14 protein-coding genes and 1 tRNA gene are annotated in these 23756 nt (G+C 70.2%); 11 read left to right on the top strand and 4 right to left on the bottom strand.

Features of this window, described 5'->3' with window-relative positions:
- Positions 1–75 precede the first annotated feature (75 nt).
- The 3 genes from gltB to pyk are packed head-to-tail and all read left to right on the top strand — an operon-like array spanning position 76 to position 7658.
- Positions 76–4674: a glutamate synthase large subunit gene (gene gltB, locus H9I38_RS02330; protein WP_226337008.1), complete on the top strand. Its 4599-nt coding sequence runs from the start codon at positions 76–78 to the stop codon at positions 4672–4674.
- Positions 4667–6124, top strand: coding sequence for a glutamate synthase subunit beta (locus H9I38_RS02325; RefSeq protein ID WP_226337007.1), 1458 nt, complete (start codon positions 4667–4669; stop codon positions 6122–6124). The genes gltB and H9I38_RS02325 overlap by 8 nt, the downstream gene beginning before the upstream one ends.
- A gap of 37 nt (positions 6125–6161) precedes the next feature.
- Positions 6162–7658: a pyruvate kinase gene (pyk, locus tag H9I38_RS02320; RefSeq protein WP_226337006.1), complete on the top strand. Its 1497-nt coding sequence runs from the start codon at positions 6162–6164 to the stop codon at positions 7656–7658.
- Between the two features lie 155 nt (positions 7659–7813).
- Here pyk and H9I38_RS02315 read toward each other — a convergent pair whose 3' ends face one another.
- Complete coding sequence (locus H9I38_RS02315; protein ID WP_226337005.1) at positions 7814–8476, bottom strand: ANTAR domain-containing response regulator; 663 nt, start codon at positions 8474–8476, stop codon at positions 7814–7816.
- A gap of 199 nt (positions 8477–8675) precedes the next feature.
- Here H9I38_RS02315 and H9I38_RS02310 point away from each other — a divergent pair.
- From H9I38_RS02310 to H9I38_RS02300, 3 genes are all read left to right on the top strand, one after another.
- Positions 8676–8757, top strand: a tRNA-Leu gene (locus tag H9I38_RS02310).
- Between the two features lie 194 nt (positions 8758–8951).
- Positions 8952–10229 (top strand): inorganic phosphate transporter, encoded by a 1278-nt coding sequence (locus tag H9I38_RS02305; protein WP_226337004.1) that lies wholly within the window; start codon positions 8952–8954, stop codon positions 10227–10229.
- Positions 10226–10468, top strand: a complete 243-nt coding sequence (locus H9I38_RS02300) for a hypothetical protein (protein WP_226337003.1) — start codon at positions 10226–10228, stop codon at positions 10466–10468. Before H9I38_RS02305 ends, H9I38_RS02300 begins: the two co-directional genes overlap by 4 nt.
- A gap of 31 nt (positions 10469–10499) precedes the next feature.
- Here H9I38_RS02300 and H9I38_RS02295 read toward each other — a convergent pair whose 3' ends face one another.
- The gene (locus H9I38_RS02295; RefSeq protein WP_226337002.1) at positions 10500–11018 is read right to left on the bottom strand and encodes a PaaI family thioesterase; all 519 of its coding nucleotides are present in this window, start codon (positions 11016–11018) and stop codon (positions 10500–10502) included.
- A gap of 18 nt (positions 11019–11036) precedes the next feature.
- Here H9I38_RS02295 and polA point away from each other — a divergent pair, with 18 nt between their 5' ends.
- The 3 genes from polA to rpsA all read left to right on the top strand — a co-directional run bounded on the left by polA (position 11037) and on the right by rpsA (position 16912).
- A complete protein-coding gene (gene polA / locus H9I38_RS02290) occupies positions 11037–13757 on the top strand; it encodes a DNA polymerase I (RefSeq protein ID WP_226337001.1) in 2721 nt (906 codons plus the stop codon).
- A gap of 95 nt (positions 13758–13852) precedes the next feature.
- Positions 13853–15193, top strand: coding sequence for a GNAT family N-acetyltransferase (locus H9I38_RS02285; protein ID WP_226337000.1), 1341 nt, complete (start codon positions 13853–13855; stop codon positions 15191–15193).
- A 261-nt stretch (positions 15194–15454) separates the two neighbouring features.
- A complete protein-coding gene (rpsA, locus tag H9I38_RS02280; protein ID WP_226336999.1) occupies positions 15455–16912 on the top strand; it encodes a 30S ribosomal protein S1 in 1458 nt (485 codons plus the stop codon).
- Between the two features lie 98 nt (positions 16913–17010).
- Here the strand turns inward: rpsA and H9I38_RS02275 are convergent, their stop codons facing one another.
- Both H9I38_RS02275 and H9I38_RS02270 read right to left on the bottom strand, forming a co-directional pair.
- Positions 17011–18060, bottom strand: coding sequence for a DUF2332 domain-containing protein (locus tag H9I38_RS02275; protein WP_226336998.1), 1050 nt, complete (start codon positions 18058–18060; stop codon positions 17011–17013).
- A 141-nt stretch (positions 18061–18201) separates the two neighbouring features.
- The gene (locus H9I38_RS02270) at positions 18202–19641 is read right to left on the bottom strand and encodes an NCS2 family permease (RefSeq protein ID WP_226336997.1); all 1440 of its coding nucleotides are present in this window, start codon (positions 19639–19641) and stop codon (positions 18202–18204) included.
- Between the two features lie 172 nt (positions 19642–19813).
- On the opposite strand from H9I38_RS02270, the gene H9I38_RS02265 reads away from it, so the two are divergent.
- Positions 19814–20188, top strand: a complete 375-nt coding sequence (locus tag H9I38_RS02265) for a DUF6504 family protein (protein WP_226336996.1) — start codon at positions 19814–19816, stop codon at positions 20186–20188.
- Positions 20189–20254: 66 nt separating this feature from the next.
- A complete protein-coding gene (locus H9I38_RS02260; protein ID WP_226336995.1) occupies positions 20255–23734 on the top strand; it encodes a DNA polymerase III subunit alpha in 3480 nt (1159 codons plus the stop codon).
- Positions 23735–23756 lie beyond the last annotated feature (22 nt).

Here is a 23756-nt window from a genome sequence, read left to right as displayed (position 1 = left end):
CAATGAGGTCGGCGTTGCCCTCGTGCTTACCGTTTCCGGGGGCCGCAGCGCGTCCTTCGGGGGAAGGATGCAGAGATGAAGAATCCCTTCGAGGCGTTCTCAGCATTTCCGAAGGCCCAGGGCCTCTACGACCCGGCGCAGGAGAAGGACGCCTGCGGACTCGCGGTCATCGCCACCCTGAATCGGGAGGCGAGCCACGAGATCGTCCGCCACGCCCTCTCCGCCCTCCGTGCCCTCGAGCATCGCGGCGCGGTCGGCGCGGACGAGGGCACGGGCGACGGTGCCGGCATCCTCACCCAGATCCCGCACTCGTTCTTCGAGGCCGTCACGGACTTCTCCCTGCCTCCCTGCGGGTCGTATGCCGTGGGCATCGCCTTCCTCCCTCAGTCTGACGCGGACGAGGCGGCGGCCAGGCAGGGCTTCGAGGAGCTGGCGGAGGCCGAGGGCCTCTCGGTGCTCGGCTGGCGTGACGTCCCCCGTCGCGAGGAGATCGTGGGCGCCATGGCCCGTTCGGCGATGCCGCGCATGGCGCAGGTCTTCGTGGCAGACCCAGCGCTTGCCGCCGGTTCCGGGGGTCCCCTCGCGTCCGGGGGCGGGAGCCCCGAGGCCGCACCGGGCCAGTCGCTCAAGGCCAAGGCGTTCCGGGTGCGCAAGCGGGCGCAGAACCGCCTCGGTGTGTACTTCCCCTCCTTCTCCCCGGACACGATCGTCTACAAGGGGATGCTCACCACTGCTCAGCTGGGGGACTTCTATCCGGATCTGACGGACGAGCGGTTCGCCACGCGGCTCGCCGTCGTGCACTCGCGCTTCTCCACCAACACCTTCCCGAGCTGGCCGCTGGCGCAGCCGTTCCGCCAGATCGCCCACAACGGGGAGATCAACACGATCAAGGGGAACCGCAACTGGATGCGGGCCCGTCAGGCCATGATGTCCTCTCCGCTCCTCGGGGAGGTGCCGGAGGAGCTGTATCCCATCTGCACGCCGGGGGCCTCGGACTCGGCCTCGTTCGACGAGGTGGCTGAGCTGCTGACCCTCGCCGGACGGCCCATCACCGAGGCCGTCATGATGATGGTCCCCGAGGCGTGGGAGAACCACGCCACGATGCCCGAGGACCGCAAGGCGTTCTACGAGTACCACTCCATGCTCATGGAGCCGTGGGACGGGCCCGCGGCCATCTCGTTCACGGACGGGCGGCTCGTGGGGGCGGTCCTCGACCGCAACGGCCTGCGCCCGGCCCGTTACTGGGTGACCGAGGACGGCCTCGTCGTGCTCGCCTCGGAGGTCGGCGTCGTCGCCGTGGAGCCCGAGCGCGTGGTGGAGAAGGGCCGCGTCAAGCCCGGGATGATGTTCCTCGTGGACACGGAGGAGGGGCGCATCGTTCCCGACTCCGAGGTCAAGGACGCCGCCGCGAGCGCGCAGCCGTGGGCCGAGTGGGCCTCGCGGAACACCGTGGCCCTGGCGGACCTCCCGGAGCGCGAGCACGTCATGCCCACGCGCGAGTCCGTGCTCAAGCGCCAGCAGACCTTCGGATACACGCAGGAGGAGCTGCGGCTGCTCGTGGGCCCGATGGCCGCCAAGGGCGCCGAGCCGCTCGGCGCCATGGGCACGGACACTCCCATCGCCGTGCTCGCGAAGCGGCCGCGGCTGCTCTTCGACTACTTCGTCCAGTCCTTCGCCCAGGTGACCAATCCGCCGCTGGACTCGATCCGCGAGGAGCTCGTGACGAGCCTCGGCACCTCCGTGGGCCCGGACGGCAACCTGCTCTCCCGGGATCGCGTGAGCGCCCGGCACATCCGGCTGGACTTCCCGATCATCGACAACGACCAGCTGGCCAAGGTCGCGGCGCAGACGCACGAGGACGGCTCGAAGCGGGCCCTGACCGTCCGCGGGCTCTACCGTCCGGCGGGCGGGGAGGCCGAGCTGCGCGCGCGTCTGCGCGAGATCAACGAGAAGGTCAGCGCGGCGATCAACCGCGGGGTGGAGCACATCATCCTCTCGGACCGCGACTCGAACGCACAGTGGGCCCCGATCCCGAGCCTGCTGCTCTGCTCCTCCGTGCACCACCACCTGCTCAAGAGCGCCAACCGGACCAAGACGTCCCTGCTCGTGGAGGCCGGAGACGTCCGCGAGGTGCACCACTGCGCCCTGCTCATCGGCTACGGCGCCTCGGCGGTCAACCCGTACCTCGCGATGGAGTCGGCCGAGGAGCTCGTCCGGGCGAGAGACGTCCAGGGAGTCAGCGCGGAGGAGGCCGTCCGCAACCTCATCTACGCCCTGGGCAAGGGCGTCCTCAAGATCATGTCCAAGATGGGCATCTCCACGGTGGCCTCGTACACGGGCGCCCAGACGTTCGAGGCGCTGGGCCTCGGCCAGCCGCTCGTGGACGAGTTCTTCCACGGCACGGTCTCGCAGCTCTCCGGCATCGGGCTGGACGTCATCGCCCGGGAGACGGCGGAGCGGCACGCCCGGGCGTATCCGCTCGACGGCATCGAGCAGCCGCACCGCGCGCTCGAGGTGGGCGGCGAGTACCAGTGGCGCCGCGAGGGGCCGCCGCACCTCTTCAGCCCGGAGAACATCTTCCGCCTGCAGCACTCCACGCGGGAGAGGAAGTACGACGTCTTCCAGACGTACACGCGGGCCGTGGACGAGCAGTCCGCGGAGCTGAAGACGCTCCGCGGGCTCATCGGGTTCGACCCGGACCGGGAGCCGGTGCCGCTCGAGGAGGTCGAGCCGGTCAGCTCGATCGTCAAGCGCTTCAGCACGGGTGCCATGAGCTACGGCTCGATCTCCCAGGAGGCGCACGAGACGCTCGCGATCGCCATGAACCGCCTCGGCGGCAAGTCCAACACGGGCGAGGGCGGCGAGGACGTGGAGCGCCTGCTCGACCCGGAGCGCCGCAGCGCCATCAAGCAGGTGGCCTCGGGGCGCTTCGGCGTGACGAGCATGTACCTCACCCACGCGGACGACATCCAGATCAAGCTCGCCCAGGGCGCCAAGCCGGGCGAGGGCGGCCAGCTCATGGCGCAGAAGGTCTACCCCTGGGTGGCCCGCACCCGTCACTCGACGCCGGGCGTGGGACTCATCTCGCCGCCGCCGCACCACGACATCTACTCGATCGAGGACCTCGCCCAGCTCATCTACGACTGCAAGCGGGCCAACCCCTCGGCGCGCGTGCACGTCAAGCTCGTCTCCGAGGTCGGCATCGGCACCGTGGCGGCGGGCGTGACGAAGGCGAAGGCGGACGTCGTGCTCGTCTCGGGGCACGACGGCGGAACAGGCGCCTCGCCCATGAACTCCCTCAAGCACGCTGGCGCCCCGTGGGAGCTGGGCCTCGCCGAGACGCAGCAGACGCTGTTGCTCAACGGGCTCCGGGACCGGGTTGTCGTCCAGGTGGACGGCCAGCTGAAGACGGGCCGAGACGTGATCATCGCGGCCCTCCTCGGCGCCGAGGAGTTCGGGTTCGCGACGGCGCCGCTCGTCGTCTCCGGATGCGTCATGATGCGTGTCTGCCACCTGGACACGTGCCCGGTGGGCGTGGCCACCCAGAACCCCGTTCTGCGGGCCCGGTACTCGGGCAAGGCAGAGCACGTGGTCACGTTCTTCGAGTACATCGCCGAGGAGGTCCGGGAGCACCTCGCCTCGCTCGGCTTCCGCTCGCTCGATGAGGCGATCGGCCATGCGGAGGCGCTCAACCTCCGCCCGGCGATCGACCACTACAAGACGGAGGGGCTGGACCTCTCGGGGATTCTCGCGGTGCCGGACGTGGACACAGACCAGTCGCTGCGGAACCGCCGGCCGCAGGACCATGACCTGGAGAGCCATCTCGACGCCGAGCTCATCCGCGAGGCCGAGCCGGCCCTCTCGCGGAGAGAGCCCGTGGTCATCGAGCGGACCGTGGTCAACACGGACCGGGCCGTCGGCACGATGCTGGGCCACGAGGTGACCAAGGCCTTCGGCGTCGACGAGCTGGAGGCGGGGACCATCCGTCTCGAGCTAAACGGCCAGGCCGGCCAGTCGCTCGGCGCGTTCCTGCCGGCCGGGGTGGAGATCTCCCTCACCGGAGACGCCAACGACTACACCGGCAAGGGCCTCTCGGGCGGCCGCATCGCCATCCGCCCCGATGCCGGACCCGGCTTCGAAGCGGCGGAGAACGTCATCGCCGGCAACGTGGTGGGATATGGGGCCACGAGCGGGCAGATGTTCCTGTCCGGGACGGTCGGCGAGCGGTTCCTCGTGAGGAATTCGGGTGCGAGCGCCGTCGTCGAGGGCGTGGGGGACCACGCCTGCGAGTACATGACCGGGGGAGAGGCTGTCATCCTCGGCACGACGGGCCGGAACTTCGGCGCGGGCTTCTCCGGGGGCGTCGCGTACCTCCTCGATGCCGACGAGCGGGCGTTCAACGCCCAGGCCCTCGCAGGCGGCGAGCTCACGCTCGGCCCCGTCCAGGAGCCCGAGCGCGTCCGCGCTCTTGTCGAAGAGCACCGTCGGGTCACCGGCTCCGCCAGAGCCGCCGAGCTGCTGGCCGACTGGCCGGCGGCGCTGGAGCGCCTGACCCAGGTGACCCCGGCCCACTTCGCCCGCGTCCGCTCGCTCCGCGAGGAGGCCGAGGCGCAGGGCATCGACCCCGACGGCCACGAGACGTGGTCCAAGATCCTGGAGGTGGCCCATGGCTGATCCCCGCGGTTTCATGAAGCACACCGAGCGCAGGCCCCGGCCCAGCCGGCCTGTTCCCGTGCGCATCCTGGACTTCAAAGACGTGTACGAAAAGCAGGATCCGGCGGTCCTCCGGGAGCAGGCGAGCCGCTGCATGGACTGCGGCGTGCCGTTCTGCCACCAGGGGTGTCCGCTCGGCAACCTCATCCCCGAGTTCAACGACCTCGTCTACCGGGACCGCATGGACGAGGGGGCCCAGCGCCTCCTCGCGACGAACAACTTCCCGGAGCTGACGGGACGGCTCTGCCCGGCCCCGTGCGAGACCTCGTGCGTGCTCGGCATCAACCAGCCGGCCGTGACCATCAAGCAGGTCGAGGCCGAGCTGGCGGACCACCTCACGGACCGCGTGGGGCTCGTGCCGGAGCCCCCGGCGCGCTCCACGATGAAGCGCGTCGCCGTCGTCGGCTCCGGCCCGGCAGGGCTCGCCGCGGCCCAGCAGCTGACGCGGGCGGGGCACACCGTCGTCGTCTACGAGCGGGAGGACCAGTTCGGCGGTCTGGCGCGCTACGGAATCCCGGACTACAAGCTCGAGAAGCACATCCTGGACGCGAGGCTCGCTCAGATGCGGGAGGAGGGGACGCGGTTCCGCCACTCGGTGGAGGTGGGGACGGACATCTCCTGGACCCAGCTGCGGCAGGCGAACGACGCGGTCCTCGTCGCCACCGGCGCCACCCGCCCGCGAGACCTGCCCATCCCGGGGAGGGAGCTCGAGGGCGTGCACTTCGCCATGGACTACCTCGTGCCCGTCAACCGCCACGTGGCCGGCCGCGCGGAGGCCCCGGCCATCGACGTGGAGGGCAAGCACGTGGTCATCCTCGGCGGCGGCGACACGGGCGCGGACTGCATCGGAACGGCGCACCGGCAGAAGGCCGCCTCCGTGACGACGCTGGCCATCGGGAAGCAGCCGCCGGCCGAGCGCCCCGCTCACCAGCCCTGGCCCATGTACCCCACACTCTTCGAGGTGGCGAGCGCCCATGAAGAGGGTGGCGAGCGGACGTACCTGGCCTCTACGGTAGAGTTCGTGGGAGAGGACGGACGGCTCACCGGGCTCAAGGTCGCAGAGACCGAGTACACCGACGGAGGCCGTCGCCCCAAGGAGGGCACCGAGAAGGTCATCCCGGCTGACGCGGTCTTCCTCGCCCTCGGATTCACAGGCCCCGAGCCGTCCGGACTGGACGAGCAGCTCGGCCTGGACTTTGACTCGCGCAGCAACGTGGCTCGTGACGGGTACTACATGACGTCCACACCGGGCGTCTTCGCCGCCGGAGACGCCGGACGGGGACAGTCGCTCATCGTGTGGGCCATCGCCGAAGGACGCTCTGCGGCCGCGGCGATCGACCAGTGGCTCATGGACGAGCCCACCCAGCTTCCAGCCCCAGTCGCACCGACCGACGCGGCCATCTCCTACTGAGGGCCGCACGTACGAGACAAGAAAGTCGAAGTGATCCATGAGACGCGCGAAGATCGTCGCAACGTTCGGCCCCTCGATCTCCAGCTATGAGAACACGCTCGCCGTGATCAAGGCGGGCGTGAACGTGGCCCGCATGAACATGAGCCACGGCGACTACTCGGTCCATGCGAACACCTATGAGAACGTCCGCCGCGCCTCGGAGGAGCTTCGCCGGCCGGTGGGCATCTTCGCCGACCTCCAGGGCCCCAAGATCCGGCTCGGCCGGTTCATCGACGGCCCGCACCACCTCGAGGCCGGCGACGTCTTCACCATCACCACCGAGGACGTCCCCGGCACGCGGGAGATCTGCTCGACGACGTTCAAGGGGCTCCCGCAGGACGTCAACGTGGGGGACACGCTCCTCATCGACGACGGCAAGGTGGCCCTCCGGGCCGTCCGCGTCAGCGACACGGAGGTCGTCACCGAGGTGACGGTGCCGGGCAGCGTCTCCAACAACAAGGGCATCAACCTGCCGGGCGTCGCCGTCAACGTCCCCGCGCTGTCGGAGAAGGACGAGGAGGACCTCCGCTGGGCGCTCCGCCAGGGCGTGGACATGGTGGCCCTCTCCTTCGTCCGCTCCGCCGCGGACATCCGCCGCGTCCACGAGATCATGGACGAGGAGGGGCGCCGCATCCCCACCATCGCCAAGATCGAGAAGCCCCAGGCCGTGGACGCCCTCGAGGAGATCGTGGACGCGTTCGACGCGATCATGGTGGCTCGCGGCGATCTCGGCGTGGAGCTGCCGCTCGAGGACGTGCCGCTCGTGCAGAAGCGGGCCATCGAGCTGGCCCGCCGCTGGGCCAAGCCGGTCATCGTGGCCACGCAGGTGCTCGAGTCGATGATCGACAATCCGCGTCCCACGCGCGCCGAGGCCTCCGACTGCGCCAACGCGGTGCTCGACGGCGCGGACGCCGTCATGCTCTCGGGCGAGACGAGCGTGGGCGCCTACCCGATCGAGACGGTCAAGACGATGGCCCGCATCATCGCCTCGACCGAGGAGCACGGACTGGACCGCATCCGTCCCCTCGGATCGACGCCCCGAACCCGCGGCGGCGCCATCACCCGCGCGGCCGTGGAGATCGCGGACCAGCTCAACGTGCGGTACGTCTGCGCGTTCACCCAGACGGGCGACTCGGCGCGCCGGATCTCCCGCCTGCGCCCCGGCCAGCCGGTCTACGCGTACACGCCGGTGACGTCCACGCTCAACACCATGACGCTGCTCTGGGGCATCAACCCGGTGCTCGTGGACATGGTGACCCACACGGACGACATGGTGGAGCAGGTGGACGAGCACCTCATGCGGGACAGCCTCGCCTCCCGCGAGGACTTCGTGGTCATCGCCGCGGGCTCGCCTCCGGGCAAGGCGGGATCCACGAACTCCCTGCGCGTCCACAAGGTCGGGGACGCCTCGGACCACGGTCCGCTCCGCGACGGCGAAGGCCACGTCATCAAGGACCCGCTCGGCCCGTGGCCCATGGAGGAGCCGAGCCGCTGAGGCGAGGGGTCCCGCCCCGAGACCCTGCCTCGAGACCCTGTCTCGAGCCTCTGCCCCGAGACGCAGAGACGCGGGCCGAGTCCGGATGGACTCGGCCCGCTTCCTCGTCTTCGGCCAGACAGCGGCCGGTCAGGCGGCAATCCGGCCGCCGCGGCTCACATCTGGTCGATGATCGTCTGCGCGACCTCGCGCATGGAGAGGCGCCGGTTCATGGAGGTCTTCTGGATCCAGCGGAACGCCTCAGGCTCGGTCACCCCGGCCTTGGTCATGAGGAGGGACTTGGCCCGCTCCACGAGCTTGCGGGTCTCGAACGCCTCCTTGAGGTCCGCGACCTCGGATTCGAGCGCTCGGAGCTCGTCATAGCGGGAGAGGGCGATCTCGATAGCCGGGACGAGGTCCGCCTCGCTGAAGGGCTTGACCACGTACGCCATGGCTCCGGCCTCACGGGCCCGCTCTACGAGCTCCTTCTGGCTGAAGGCGGTGAGCAGCACGACGGGCGCGATCCTCTCCTTGACGATGGTCTCCGCCGCCGAGATCCCGTCCATGACAGGCATCTTCACGTCCATGAGCATGAGGTCCGGCTGATGCTCGCGCGCGAGGGAAACGGCTTCCTCGCCGTTCGTGGCCTCGGCCACCACCTCGAAGCCCTGGTGCTCGAGCGTCTCGACGATGTCGAGCCGGATGAGCGTCTCATCCTCGGCGACGACGACGCGCCTGCGCTGCTCGGGTTCCGGAGCCGGCGGGATGTCCGAGGCGCCCTCGGGAAGCACCGTGCGGGCGGACTCGTTCGACGCGTCGGTCTGATCATGCTCTGCCATGGCGCTCCTCAGGTGCGGTCGGGCGTGCGGCCCGCGGGACACGCCGAAGCGTGGCGAGCGGCCGTTCGCGTGGAGAGTGTTCAGTTTATAAGACGCGGCCGTCTCCCGTGTCGAATCGGGGACCCCGTCCGCCTCCTGCCGTCCCGGACGCCGCGCCCGATGCGGTCCTGGCCGGCCATCGACTAGACTGGACAGACGCGCCCAAGTGGCGGAATCGGTAGACGCGCCGCACTCAAAATGCGGTATCGAAAGGTGTGTGGGTTCGAGTCCCACCTTGGGCACCCTTCCCGCAGCGGCCCCGGACTCATGCGAGTCCGGGGCCGCTCTCGTCGTCGGGCTCTCCCGAGACCCGGCGTGCCTTCGGGCGCGAGCGGAGCGCGCGGGGTTTCCGAGGAGTTCACCCGCCGTTCACGGTGGTATGAATGGACGTGGACATTTTGCCCGCTGACTGTGCCCACCAACGGACGGACTCTCAATGGAGATCTCACTCATCGTCGTGCTCGTCATCGCGTTGGCGCTGTTCTTCGACTTCACGAACGGCTTCCATGACACGGCGAACGCGATGGCCACGCCGATCGCGACGGGAGCCATCAAGCCGAAGGCGGCGGTGACCCTCGCGGCGGTCCTCAACCTGGTGGGCGCGTTCCTCTCCACGGAGGTGGCCAAGACCATCTCGGGAGGCCTCATCAAGGAGGGGCCTGGGGGAGTGAGCATCACGCCGGAGATGATCTTCGCGGGCCTCATCGGCGCGGTGGCGTGGAACATGTTCACGTGGCTGCGGGGCCTGCCGTCCAGCTCCTCGCACGCCCTGTTCGGCGGCCTCATCGGCGCCGCGGTCGTGGGAGCCGGCTTCGGCGCCGTCAACGGCCCCGTGTTCCTCGCCAAGGTGGTCCTGCCGGCTGTGCTCGCGCCGCTCATCGCCGGCGTCGTCGCCTTCTCCTCGACGAAGCTCGCCTACTGGGTCACCCGGAACACGGAGAAGGTGGCCCCGAGCCGCAGCGGCTTCAAGTACGGGCAGATCCTCTCCTCCTCCCTCGTGGCGCTGGCCCACGGCACCAACGACGCGCAGAAGACGATGGGCGTCATCACGCTCGTCCTCGTCTCGGGCGGTCTCCAGCAGGGCGGCACCGGGCCGCACATCTGGGTCGTGGCGGCGTGTGCGCTGGCCATCGCCCTCGGCACCTACGCGGGCGGCTGGCGCATCATCCACACCCTCGGCGAGGGGCTCACGTCCGTGAAGCCCGCGCAGGGCTTCGCCGCGGAGAGCGCGACGGCGTCCGCCATCCTCGCCTCTTCCCACCTCGGCTTCGCGCTCTCGACGACGCAGGTGGCCTCCGGCTCCGTCATCGGCTCCGGCCTCGGCCGCAAGGGCGCCACGGTGAAGTGGTCGCTCGTGGGAAAGATCATCGTGGGCTGGCTGTTCACCCTGCCGGCGGCCGGCGTCGTCGGCGCCCTGGCCGCAGCGCTTGCGCACCTCGGGACCCTCGGCGTCGTCGTGGACGCGGTGGTGGGCCTCGCGCTCATCGTGAGCATGTTCCTCTGGTCCCTCAAGGACAAGAGCCGGGCCGAGTCCCAGGTGGAGGTCGAGGAGGCCGGCGCGGCGGTCCGCATCCCCTCGAAGAAGGAGCGGCGCCGCATGAAGAAGGAGGCGCGGCGGGCCGAGCGCTCGGCCGCCCTCGCGGGCGGGGGACAGTCCTCCGCCGCACCGGCGTCCGCGGACGCCTCGAACCGGAAGGACGCTGATCGCGCATGAACGAGAAGGTCAAGGCGTTCATCGACGTCGCGGTGGCGACGTTCCTCGCCTCCTCCGTCCTCGTCCTCTTCTACGGGCTCGGCGTGCGGTTCATCGCGGATGCGACGGCGCGCTCGGAGCGCGGCGAGTCAGCCGGCCTGCCGCGGGCGGCAGCGTGGACGTGCTTCGCGGTGGTGGGAGCGGCCGTGCTGTTCGGCATCTACCTCATCGTCCCGGCGCTCGGCGGCAAGTCCCACTAGCGGGCGCCGCAGCCCCGCGGGCACGAGCCCGTCACCGCTCGAACGGAATGACCATGTTGGTGATGCGGGCGGTGGAGAGACGGCGGCCGTCCTCGTCCGTCATGACCACCTCGTGGGAGCACAGGCGCCGGCCGAGCTGCACGGCCGTGGCGGTGCCGCGGACGAGCCCGGAGCGCGCGCTGCGGTGGTGGGTCGCGTTGATGTCCACGCCGACGGCGTAGCCGTGCGGCCAGGCGTGGAGCGCAGCGGCCATGGAGCCGAGCGTCTCCGCGAGGACCACGTGCGCGCCGCCGTGGAGGATGCCGGCCACCTGCTGGTTCCCGTCCACGGGCATCGTGGCCACCATGCGCTCCGGTGAGATCTCCTCGAACCGCAGCCCCATCTTGACCCCGAGAGGGCCGAGGCCCCAGTGCTTGAGCATCTCGTGGTGTTCGGGCGGCACGCCCGCGGACTCGAGGAAGGCGCGGCGCTCGTCGGTGAGCTCCTCGGCGTACTCGGCCTCGGGCGGGAAGAAGGAGGACCGCTGTGAGGATGAAGGCTCGCTCGTCATAGGCATAGGCTTGCACTTGTGAGCACCGCTGAACAATTCGAGTCCCTGACCCCCACGTCCAAGGTCCTCGTCATCGACGGCCACTCGATGGCCTTCCGGGCCTTCTACGCGCTTCCGGTGGAGAGCTTCGTCAACTCCGAGGGGCAGCACACGAACGCCGTGCACGGCTTCACGTCCATGCTGCTCACCATGGTCCGGCAGCTCCAGCCGACGCACGTCGCCGTCGCCTTCGACCTCTCCGGCCCGACGTTCCGCAGCGAGGAGTACGCCGAGTACAAGGGCGGGCGGGAGAAGACGCCCGAGGAGTTCGCGGGCCAGGTGGAGGCCATCCAGCGGGTGCTCGAGACGCTCAACATCCGGTGGATCACGGTCGAGGGGTTCGAGGCGGACGACATCATCGCGACCGTCGCCACGCAGGGGGAGGCCGAGGGCGCGGAGGTCGTCGTCGTCTCCGGCGACAGGGACGCGTTCCAGCTCATCACGGACAAGGTGCACGTGCTCTACCCGAAGAAGGGCATCTCGGACATCCCGCCGATGACGGCCGCGGACATCGAGGAGAAGTACGGCGTGGGGCCGGACCGCTACCGGGATCTCGCGGCGCTTGTCGGGGAGAGCGCGGACAACCTCCCGGGAGTGCCCAAGGTGGGGCCGAAGACGGCGGCCAAGTGGATCGGCCAGTACGGCTCGGTCCAGGGCGTCATCGAGCACGCGGACGAGATCAAGGGCAAGGTGGGCGAGAACCTGCGCGCCGCCCTCGACGACGTCCGCCGCAACCACCGCCTCAACGGACTGAAGCGAGACCTCGTCCTGCCGTACTCGGTGGACGAGATGCGGCGCGCCGAGCCGGACCTCGAGGCCATGGACGAGCTCTTCGACGAGCTCGAGTTCCGCACGCTGCGCCAGCGGGTCCGCGCGGACCTCGTGGCCGCGCCCGAGCCGGAGGAAGAGCTCGAGGCCCCGGACCGCTCCGATGTGACGAGCCCCGATGCGCTCGCAGCCGTCGTCGGCTCCGAGGGCACCGCCGTCGCCGTCGTCCTCGAGGAGGACGTGCGCGCCGGAGACGTCCTCCTCCTCGCCTCGGACGCGGCTCGCGGCTCGGCCCGCCTCTCGGACCTCGACGAGCCGACGACGACGGCGCTCGCGCGGTTCCTCTCCGAGCGCGCCGGGGACGTCCTGGCCTCAGACGTCAAGGGGATGACCCACCGGCTGCGGGACCTCGGGTTCGAGCTCGGGGACGGCGCCCGCGACCTGGCGCTCGAGGCGTTCGTCCTGCGGCCCGGGGCCAAGGGGTACGCGCCGGAGCAGCTCGCCGGGGAGTTCACGTCCCAGACGCTGCCGTCCAAGCCGAAGAAGCCCACGGCCGCCTCCCTCAAGAAGGAGAGCGCGGAGGAGCGCGAGGCCCGGATCGGGGAGTCGCTCGAGCGGCTCAGCCTCATGGCGTGGCTCCTGCACCCCGTGGCGGCCGAGGTCTCCCAGCGCCTCGGCGAGCACCCGTGGGCGGCGGAGATCCTCGAGAGCCTCGAGGTGCCGCTCTCCCGCGTCCTGCTGGACATGGAGACCGCGGGCATCGCCGTGGACCTGCAGCGGCTCGACGAGCTCGAGCGGACGTTCAGCGGCAAGGCCTCCGAGGCCAAGGAGAAGGCGGGCGAGCTCGTGGGGGAGACGGTCAACCTCTCCTCGCCGAAGCAGCTGCAGACGGTGCTCTTCGAGACGCTGGGGCTGCCGAAGACGCGCAAGATCGCCTCCGGGTACACAACGGACGCCGAGGCGCTGGCCGATCTCATGCTCAAGCTCGAGCCGGGGACGCGCGGCTTCGACTTCATGGGCTGGCTGCTCCAGTACCGCGAGTTCACCAAGCTCGGACAGTTCGTCAAGCTCCTCAAGGAGTCCGTGACGGCACAGTCCCGCGTGCACACCACGTACGCGCAGACCGCGGCGGCCACCGGCCGTCTCTCCTCGACGAACCCGAACCTCCAGAACATCCCCGTCCGCACGGCTGAGGGCAGGCTCCTGCGCAGCGTCTTCGTGGCGGACGGCGAGTTCGAGGGGCTCATGACCGCGGACTACTCGCAGATCGAGATGCGCATCATGGCCCACCTCTCCGAGGACGAGGCGCTCATCGACGCCTTCAACTCGGGCGAGGACCTGCACAACTTCGTGGGCTCGCAGGTCTTCGGCGTCGAGCCGGACGAGGTGACGGGGGAGATGCGCTCGAAGGTCAAGGCGATGTCCTACGGCCTCGCCTACGGCCTCAGCTCCTACGGCCTCTCCAAGCAGCTGAAGATCTCGGTGGACGAGGCCCGCCGGCTCATGAAGAGCTACTTCGACCGCTTCGGCGGCGTGCGGGACTACCTCCAGGGCGTGGTCCGCCAGGCCAAGGCGGACGGCTTCACGTCCACGATCAGCGGCCGGCGCCGTTACCTTCCAGAGCTGGGCTCGGACCAGCGGCAGGTGCGGGAGAACGCCGAGCGCATCGCGCTCAACTCGCCGATCCAGGGCACGGCCGCGGACATCATCAAGAAGGCCATGCTCTCGGTCCAGGATCGGCTCCGGACGGAGGGGCTCGCCTCCCGCATGCTGCTCCAGGTGCATGACGAGCTCGTTCTCGAGGTGGCCCCGGGCGAGCGCGAGGCCGTGGAGAGCCTGCTGCGCGAGGAGATGGGCGCCGCGGCCAGCCTGTCCGTTCCGCTGGACGTCAACGTCGGCTTCGGCCGGGACTGGAACGAGGCCGCCCACTAAGATCGCAAGAGCGCCGCGCGGAGTCCCCGAGGCCCCGCACCGCGCCCGCGCGCTCCGGCGCGCCGATCCCCGCTCTCTGCCCCGAGGAGGCAACCGTGACCGCAAGCGACCAGCCCGAGGCCCCCTACGCCCGGCTCAGCCCGCTTAGGGTGGAGACCGTGCGCCCCACGATGGTCTCGGAGGAGGGCGCCGAGCGCCCCGACCCGGAGACCCGCAACTGGATCCGGGCGGTGCGGCAGGGCTTCCACGAGGCCGAGCCGACGGAGGCCAAGCTCTCCTTCCTGGCGCGGAGGCTCGTGGCCAAGGGCTCCGAGGGGACCGTGGTCCACGACGACTCGCTCGGCGACGACCCGGACTTCGGCTCCCGTTTCCCGGTGGCCACGTTCGAGTCCTTCACCGGAGAGCTCAACCTCGCGGCCCGTCCCGGCGCCTCCGTGCCCTGCGACATGATCACGGGCGTCACCGTCAACCCGACCCACCGCCGCCGGGGGATCCTCAGCACCGTCATGCGCGAGCACCTGCGCCGCGTGGCCGAGACGGCCCCCGTCTCGAGCCTCACCGTGAGCGAGGGGGCCATCTACGGCCGCTTCGGCTTCGCGCCCACCAGCTTCTGGGAGTCGTTCGAGATCACGACGGCGGGCGCCCGCATCCGCGGGGAGCGCACGGGAGAGATCCGCTACGTCTCCATCGACCGCGTCCGGGAGGTCGCCCCGCGGATCGTCCGCGCCTTCCACGAGCGCACGTACGGCTCCCTCTTCCAGAAGGACTACGTCATCGGCGGGTTCACGGGGGAGGACCACGAGGGCCTCGAGGGCGAGATGGGCAAGCGCCGCGCGCTGGTGCACCTCGACGAGAACGGGGAGATCGACGGCTGCGCCACCTACCGCCACGGCGGCTGGGAGAACGTCTCGCGCCCGTACACCCTCGAGGTCTTCGAGTGCGTCGGGGCCACCCCGCTCGCGGAGCGGGAGATGTGGCGGCACTTCGTGGCCATGGACCTCGTGGACCGCATCACCCACGACAACCGCAGCGTCTACACGCGCACCTTCTTCGAGAACCCCCGGAGCATCCAGGTCCGAGGGCGCACGGACTTCGTGTGGTGGCGCCTGCTCGACCTCCCCGCCGTCTTCGGCCAGCTCCCCTTCGTGTCCGACGGCGAGGCCCGCCTCACGGTCGAGGACCCGCTGGACCTCGTGTCCGGGACGTACGAGCTGCGCGTCCGGGACGGCCGGGGCTCGCTGAGCCGAGTGGAGGATCCGGCGGGGGAGCAGGGGTGCGTCATCGACGTCGCCTCCCTCACCCAGGTGCTCGCCGGGCGCGTGAGCGTCCAGGAGATGGCGGACGTGGAGCTCTGCCGCGGCAGCGCGGAGGAGGTCCGCGCCCTCTGCGGGCTGCTGCGGTTCGCCTCGCCGGTCCAGTGCCTCATCGGGTTCTGACCGCCGGGCTCTGACCTCGGGCCGGAAGGAAGGCCGGGGCCTCAGTCCGGAAGGCGGCCGTGTCCCGGGCCGGACGGCCGGCGCGGCGAGAGCGGCTCGCCGCGGCCGGAGGCTGGAATATCCGCGCGAGAGGCGTTATCGTGGAGAAGCACTCTTGTGCGCAATCCATCCACATACCCCCTCGGGGGCGCGGGCGTGCGCCTGCGCTGATTTCGCCCGGGACGGGTACCGAGACACTATCCACAACGGAGCCCCTACTACATGACCACCACCTCTAGCACGACGCCGCAGGTCGCAGTCAACGACATCGGAAACGAGGAGGAGTTCCTCTCCGCCGTTGACGCCACCATCAAATACTTCAACGATGGGGACCTGGTCGAAGGCACCGTCGTCAAGGTCGACCGTGACGAGGTTCTCCTCGACATCGGTTACAAGACGGAAGGCGTTATTCCGTCTCGCGAACTCTCCATCAAGCACGACGTGGACCCCAGCGAGGTCGTCGCTGTCGGTGACCAGGTCGAGGCCCTCGTCCTCACCAAGGAGGACAAGGAAGGCCGTCTGATCCTCTCCAAGAAGCGCGCCCAGTACGAGCGCGCCTGGGGCGACATCGAGAAGGTCAAGGAAGAGGACGGCGTCGTCGAGGGCACCGTCATCGAGGTCGTCAAGGGCGGTCTCATCCTCGACATCGGCCTCCGCGGCTTCCTCCCGGCCTCGCTCGTCGAGATGCGCCGCGTTCGCGATCTGGCTCCGTACATCGGCCAGACCATCGAGGCCAAGATCATCGAGCTGGACAAGAACCGCAACAACGTGGTCCTGTCCCGCCGCGCCTGGCTCGAGCAGACCCAGTCCGAGGTCCGCTCCAGCTTCCTCAACAAGCTCGAGAAGGGCCAGGTCCGTCCGGGCGTCGTCTCCTCGATCGTCAACTTCGGCGCGTTCGTGGACCTCGGCGGCGTCGACGGCCTCGTCCACGTCTCCGAGCTCTCCTGGAAGCACATCGACCACCCGTCCGAGGTCGTCGAGGTCGGCCAGGAGGTCACGGTCGAGGTCCTCGAGGTGGACATGGACCGCGAGCGCGTCTCCCTCTCGCTGAAGGCGACGCAGGAGGACCCGTGGCAGACGTTCGCCCGCACGCACGCTCTGGGCCAGGTCGTCCCGGGCAAGGTCACCAAGCTCGTCCCGTTCGGCGCGTTCGTCCGCGTCGAGGACGGCATCGAGGGCCTCGTCCACATCTCCGAGCTGGCTGTCCGCCACGTCGAGCTGGCCGAGCAGGTCGTCTCCGTCGGTGACGAGCTCTTCGTCAAGGTCATCGACATCGACCTCGAGCGCCGCCGCATCTCCCTCTCCCTCAAGCAGGCGAACGAGGGCGTGGACCCGGAGGGCACCGAGTTCGACCCGGCGCTCTACGGCATGGCCGCGGAGTACGACGAAGAGGGCAACTACAAGTACCCGGAGGGCTTCGACCCGGAGTCCAACGAGTGGCTTGAGGGCTACGAGCAGCAGCGCGCCAACTGGGAGGCTCAGTACGCTGAGGCCCAGAACCGCTGGGAGGCTCACAAGAAGCAGGTCGCCCAGCACCTCGCCGAGGACGCTGAGGCCGCCGCTGGCGCCGAGGTTCCGGGCACCACGAGCTACTCCTCGGAGGCCCCGGCCTCTGAGTCCGGCACGCTCGCCTCGGACGAGGCTCTTGCCGCTCTCCGCGAGAAGCTCACGGGCAACTAGTCCGGCCTCAGGCTGCGGCACTCGCCGCCGCCCGAGCTGACACGAAGGCCCCCGCCGATTCCGGCGGGGGCCTTCGCGCGTCTGGAGCCTGCGCTCGTCTAGCTCTCTCCGGGGAGGGGGCGCGTCCAGTAGCCCCAGCTCTGGGCCTGCTTCACGGGGTGCCCGTTGCGGGCCAGGATGAAGGCGCCGGGCTCGAGAGCGGCCTGCGCCCGCTCGCCGAGCCGGCTGGCAACGCCCGGCAGGACGGAGGGGCCCTCGCAGCTCAGCCACTCCACCCGGTCTCGGAGGCCGGCCATGAGCGCCTCGAACTCCGCGGGATCCGGGAGGTAGACGATGACCGCGGTGTGGATGACCACAATCGCGGCTCCCAGGGCCTCCCGCTCGGCCTGCTCCACGAGCCGGGGCAGCTCGGCGAGAAGGTCCCCGGTCACGGTGGTCCAGGGCCCCCGCGCCCTCTGCTCGGTGGCGAGGCGGGCCGCCTTCTCGAGCCGCTGGGCCCGGTGCTCGTGTCCGGGCCAGACGAGCGCCTTCATCCAGGCGAGGTCGTCGCGCCCGCGCGGGGTCGAGGGGTCGAGGTCGAGCGGGTTGAGGTCGATCCCGCCTCTCCAGACGATCTCGGGGAGGTGCTCCGGCGCGTCGTCGTCGGCATCGCAGTCGAGGACCACGGGGGAGGGGCCGTCGGCGGGGTCCGCCGTCGTCGTCCCTCGGGCGGTGCGGAAGCGGTAGCTGTACCGGTCGGGAATGGTCGTGAGACCCGCGGAGCAGCCGACCTCGATGAGCGCGATGGGACGGTCGAGCTCGGCCATGAGCGGCATGTGGATGGAGCTGCGCGCGGGCTCGTTGGTCTGGTTGGCGCGGGTGAGGAGGGTGTGCTCGATCGCGTCCCAGGTCTCGAGCAGGCGCTGCACGAGAGCCTCCGGGGAGAGGGAGTCGAGCTCGAAGGAGCCGTCCGGGCGCTCCGGGGTGCGGATCCGCGCGGCGGCGAAGATGAGGTTGGGCTGGCGCTTCGGGCCGGGGAGGCGGGCGATCCGCTCGCAGAGCTCGGCGTTCCCGGCCACGGCGCGGGTCCAGGCGGCGTAGACGGGGGCGTCCTGGCACTCGGTCTCGGCGAAGCGGCGGTAGGACTCGGGGACGGGGGTGAAGGTCATGTCCATACGGCGACCCTAGTGGATCGGCTGAGGAGCCCGGGCGGGGCCGGGACGCGGGAGAGCCCCGCAGAACGGGTCTGCGGGGCTCTCCTGAGGCTTCTCTGCGAGGAGTCTGCGCGGCGGGCATCGCCCGGCGCGGCGTCAGCGAAGGCCGATGAGCTGCTCGATCGGGCCGATGCCGAAGAACACGACGAACGCGGTGGCCACGGCCCACATGATGGGGTGCACCTCGCGCCCGCGCCCCTGGACGGCGCGGATGAACACGAAGGTGACGAATCCGGTGCCGAGGCCGTTCGCGATCGAGTACGTGAACGGCATGAGGGTGATTGTCACGAACGCGGGGATCGCGAGGCCCATGTCCGTCCAGTCGATCCGAGTGACCTGGGAGACCATCATGAAGCCGACGACGACGAGGGCGGGCGCCACCGCCTCGAACGGGACGATCGAGACGAGCGGCGTGAAGAACATCGCCACGAGGAACAGGGCGCCCGTGACGACGGAGGAGAGGCCGGTCCGGGCCCCCTCGCCGACGCCGGCCGCCGACTCGACGAAGATCTGGTTCGAGGAGGCGGAGGCGCCGCCGCCCGCGACGGCCGCTGCCGCGTCCACGAGCAGCACGCGGTTGACGTTCTCGATGCTGCCGTCCTCCTTGACGAGGCCCGCCTGGGAGGCGACGCCCACCATGGTGCCCATCGCGTCGAAGAAGATGCTGAGGAGGATCGAGAAGCTGAGCAGGAGCGCGGAGACCACGCCGATGTCGTGGAAGGAGCCGAAGAGGCTGACCTTGCCGATGAGGCTGAGATCCGGGGCGGAGAAGACCTGCTCGGGGAGCGCGGGAACCACGAGGGACCAGCCCGCCGGGTTCTTGACCGAGGAGCCCGAGGGCGCGATCGCCTCGATGACGACGGCGAAGACCGTGGTGGCGACGACGCCGATGAGGATGGCTCCCTTCACCCGCCGCACGACGAGCGCGATGGTCAGCAGCAGGCCGAAGACGAAGGTCAGGGTGGGCCATCCGATGAGGACCCCGTCGAACCCGAGCCCCACGGGGACGGTGGTCCCCGCCTTGTCAGGGATGCGGCGCACGAACCCGGCGTTCACGAGGCCGATGAGCGCGATGAACATGCCGATGCCGACGACGATGGCGGTCTTGAGGCTCTCCGGAACCGCGTTGAAGACGGCGGTGCGGAAGCCCGTGAGGACGAGCAGCATCATCGTGAGTCCGGCCAGGACCACGATGCCCATGATGTCCGGCCAGGAGAGGCTCTTGTGTGAGGCGATGGTCACAGCCACGAAGGCGTTGACGCCCAGGCCCGAGGCGAGGGCGAAGGGGTGCTTGGACCAGACGCCCATGACGACGGTCATCACGCCGGCCACGAGCGCCGTCACCGCCGCGACCTGAGGGACGCCGAGCACATGGCCCGTGCCGTCCGGCACGGTGCCGAGGATGAGCGGAGCGAGCACCACGATGTAGCTCATGGCGAAGAAGGTGGCGAGTCCTCCGCGGACCTCGGCTGCGGGCGAAGAGCCGCGCTCGGAGATGCGGAAGTAGCGATCCAGCGCGGATCCTTTCGAGAGCATGGACGTGTGGCCTCCGAGTAGGGGTCTGGGGCGGCGAGCCTCCATTTTATCGGGGCCGGGCAGGCAGGCGTGCGCCAGCCGGTGCGCGCGCCCTTAGAGTGTCCACCCCTCTTCCTAGGGTCGAACTCGTCATCGAACATATGTTCGAATAGAGTTCTTCGAGGAGGGTTCCATGGGCTTCTTGACCCAGAGCATCCAGGTGGACGTCACCACGAGCGGCATGCCGCTGCGCGTCACATGGCAGGGACGTGTCTACAAGGTGGTCGCCGAGCCCGTGCGGTGGTTCGAGCGGCGGCGCTGGTGGGAGCACCCCGAGCCGGGAGAGGCAGGACCCGGCGGCGGGGTGATCGACCACGAGCTGTGGCGGCTCCAGGTCCGGCTCTCGCCCGGTGCGGAGGTCGCCACGTTCGACGTCTCCCACCGGATCGGCACAAGCCGCTGGCGGATGATCTGCGTGCACTCGGAGCACCGGAGCTCTCCACGCCCCGCGGCGTTTCGCCCCGGAGGGCAGCGCATCAGCACGCACACTGCGCGCCAGCACGTCTAGCCGGCCCGGTCCGGGACAGCCAGACGGCAGCGCGCAGCGGAGAGGACCGTGAAGGAGGTGAGGGCCGTGCCGTTCGAACACCTGAGGGTGGCGAGCGCCTACAGCGCCCACTACGGGGTCTCCTGGCCCCACGAGCTGGCCGCAGCGGCCCGGAGCCAGGGCTCCGAGTACCTCGGCTGCACAGACCGGGACGGCCTCTACGGGGCGGTCAAGCACATGGCGGCATGCCTCAGAGAGGGGCTCGTCCCCGTGCTCGGCGCGGACCTCGCCGTGAGCGTGGGAGGCCGGGCCGCCGTCATGACACGCTCCCGGCGGCCCGCGTTCCTCGACGAGCCCGGGCCCTACGCCTGCCCTCCCGGCGGCAACAGGACGGGCCGCGCCGCCTCCGCGCCCCCGCCGGGCACCTATGCCGCGCTCTGCCGCATCGTCTCCGCAGCACACGCCCAGGGGGTGAAGAGCCCGCCCGTTCTCGCCGTCCCAGACCTGGCGGGCCTCGGCCTCACTCCGCACGGCCCCCAGGTGAGCGTCATGCTCGGCCCGGACTCCAATGTCGGCTGGCTCATCCAGCAGCACCGCTTCGGACAGGCCCGGAAAGCCCTGAGGTCCTGGATCTCCGCCCTCGGGAGAGACGCCGTCGTCGGCGAGCTCGTCACCCAGTTCGCCCAGCCCGGCAGCCGTCTCAGCACCGCCCAGGCGGTTCGCATGCACCGCCTCTGCCGCGAGGAGGGCGTGCCCACCGTCCTCACCAATGCCGTCCGGTACGCAGAGCCGGACGGCGCCATGACCGCGGACATCGTGGACGCGGCCCGCCATCTCACCGCCTTCGCCGACGTCCCCGCGCCCCAGCCCAACGGGCAGGGGTGGCTGAAATCCGGTCCGGAGATGAAGCGGGTGGCGCACGAGATCATGCACGCCGCAGGAGAAGGGGCCATGGGCGCGGCCGCCCTCCTGCGCCGGACCCGCCAGCTCGCCGAGGCCAGCGGCTTCGACCCGGTGGCGGACGCAGGCTGGAAGAAGCCCCGCATCCCGGAGCTCTCCGCGCTCGGTCTGGCCGAAGACCCGGCCCGCGAGCTCGTCCGCCGCTGCCATGAGCAGGCCCACCGGGCGGCAGGCCCCCGAGACCTCGAGGGACGCCCCATCACCGAGGAACGGGTTCGGGACCTGCTCGACCACGAGCTCTCCGTCATCCGCGACCTCGGCTTCGAGGGGTACTTCCTCACCGTCGCCGAAGTGACCCGGATGATCCGCGAGTCGGGCCTGAGGGTCAGCGCTCGCGGATCGGGCGCCTCGAGCATGGTCAACCACGTGCTCGGCATCAGCGGTGTGAACCCCCTGCAGCACGACCTGGTGTTCGAGCGGTTCCTCTCGAGGGAGCGGACCACCCTTCCGGACATCGACCTGGACGTGGAGAGCGCGGAGCGCCACCGCATCTACAAGGACGTCTTCGCCGCTTTCGGCAGGGACCGGGTCAGCCTCATGAGCATGCAGAACGCCTACCAGGCCAGGGGCGCGGTGCGGGACGCCGGCATGGCCCTGGGGCTGGAAGAGGAGACCGTGGGGGAGGTCGCGGGATCCATCTGGAGGTATTCGGCGAGCAGCCTGCGAGACGCTCTCGCGAGCAAGCCGGAGCTCCGGGAGGTGGCCGCCCGCATCGAGCAGAACCAGCAGCTGGACCTCCTTGTGGACCTGAGCGCCCGGATCGACCGTCTGCCGAGGCACATCTCGATGCACCCCTGCGGCGTCCTCATCTCTGACCTCTCGCTCCTGGACCGCACCCCCGTGCAGGCAAGCGGGCTGGGACTGCCGATGAGCCAGTATGACAAGCACGACATGGACAACATGGGCCTCATCAAGCTCGACGTCCTGGGCGTGCGCATGCAGTCCTCGATCGCCTATGCCCTCTCAGAAGTCCGGCGGATGCACCCGGACCGGGAGAGCGTCGTCGAGGCCGGCCGGCATGCACCGGACGCCGGGTACCTCGCGGAGGACGGCGGCATCGACATCGACGCGGTCCCGCTGGACGATCCGGAGACGTTCCGCCTGATCCAGTCCACGCACACCCTCGGCTGCTTCCAGATCGAGTCGCCCGGGCAGCGGGAGCTCATCGGAAAGCTCGAGCCCCGGGAGTTCAACGACCTCATCATCGACATCTCCCTCTTCCGCCCCGGCCCCATGCAGACCAACATGGTCAGGCCCTACCTTGAGAACCGCCACGGCTTCAGCGTGGAGAACTATCCGCACCCGAGGCTGCGCCAGGCGCTCAAGGAGACCCACGGCGTGACCGTCTTCCACGAGCAGGTCCTCCGGATCTTCGACGAGATGACGGGCTGCGGCCTGGCCCAGGCGGACGTGTACAGGCGGCTGCTCGGAAACCCGGAGGCGGAGCCGGAGGTGGAGCGCCGCTTCCGCGAGAGGGCTCTGGAGCGCGGCTTCCCGCCTGAGGCCGTGGACTCCGTCTGGGAGACGCTCCACGGCTTCGGGAGCTTCGGGTTCTGCAAGGCCCACGGGGCGGCCTTCGCCGTGCCCACGTATCAGAGCGCCTGGCTCAAGGCGCACCACCCCGAGGCCTTTCTCGCGGGGATCTGGGAGCACGACCCGGGCATGTACCCCAAGCGCCTCCTCGTCTCCGAGGCGAGGCGCATGGGAGTGCCCATCCTCCCGCTGGACGTCAACGCCTCGGATACCTCCTACCGCGTGGAGCGCACCGCGGCGGGCCGGCTCGGAATCCGGCTTGCGCTCAAGGAGATCAAGGGCGTGTCCCAGGCGGAGCTGCGCAGGATCGTCGCGAACGCTCCCTACCGGAGCGTGGGCGAGGTGCGGGACCGGGCCCGTCTCAGCCGGCGCAGCATGGTGACCCTCGCGGCGGTGGGGGCCTTCGAGTCCCTGTCCCGCAGCGGGAGCCGCGCGGACGTCGTCGCGCATCTCTCCTCGATCGCGGACGCGCCCGGGGTCTCCGCCGCGGGGCAGGCGGCACGGCGCCGGGTTCTGGAGGGGCAGCAGGCCTTCGACTTCGGGGACCTCGAGCAGGACCAGCTGGAGCGGGTCCATGCGGAGCAGACGCCTGCCGAGCGCATCCGCACAGAGCTGGACCTGCTCAGCGTGGACGTGAGCGGTCATCTCATGACGAGCTATGAGGCCCTCATGCGGCACCTCGGGGCGGCCCGGGCCTCGGATCTCCTCGGCCTGCGCTCCGGCGCCGAGGTGATCGTCGGAGGAATCCGCGTTGCCACGCAGACGCCGCCGATGCACAGCGGCAAGCGGGTCGTGTTCATCTCGGTGGAGGACGGCACAGGCTGCATCGACACGACCTTCTTCGAGGACGCACAGGAGCAGGCAGGACCCCTGCTCTTCGGCACTCGCCAGCTCCTCATCCGGGGCCGGACCCGGCGGACCGGGCCGAGGGGGATCAGCCTCCAGGCCACGGCGGCGTGGGACCTCGCCGAGGCGGCCAAGGCGTTCGCGGCCCAGGACGGAAGCCTGGAGCGTCTTCTCGCCCCGCGGAGCCCCTCGTCCGCGTCTCGCCGCAGGGCGGCTCCAGCCCGATAGACTGACCACCGGACCGGTCGGG

This window comes from Arthrobacter sp. UM1, from assembly GCF_020483305.1.
Classification (GTDB): domain Bacteria; phylum Actinomycetota; class Actinomycetes; order Actinomycetales; family Micrococcaceae; genus Falsarthrobacter.
This window is presented reverse-complemented; position numbering and strand designations above follow the sequence as displayed.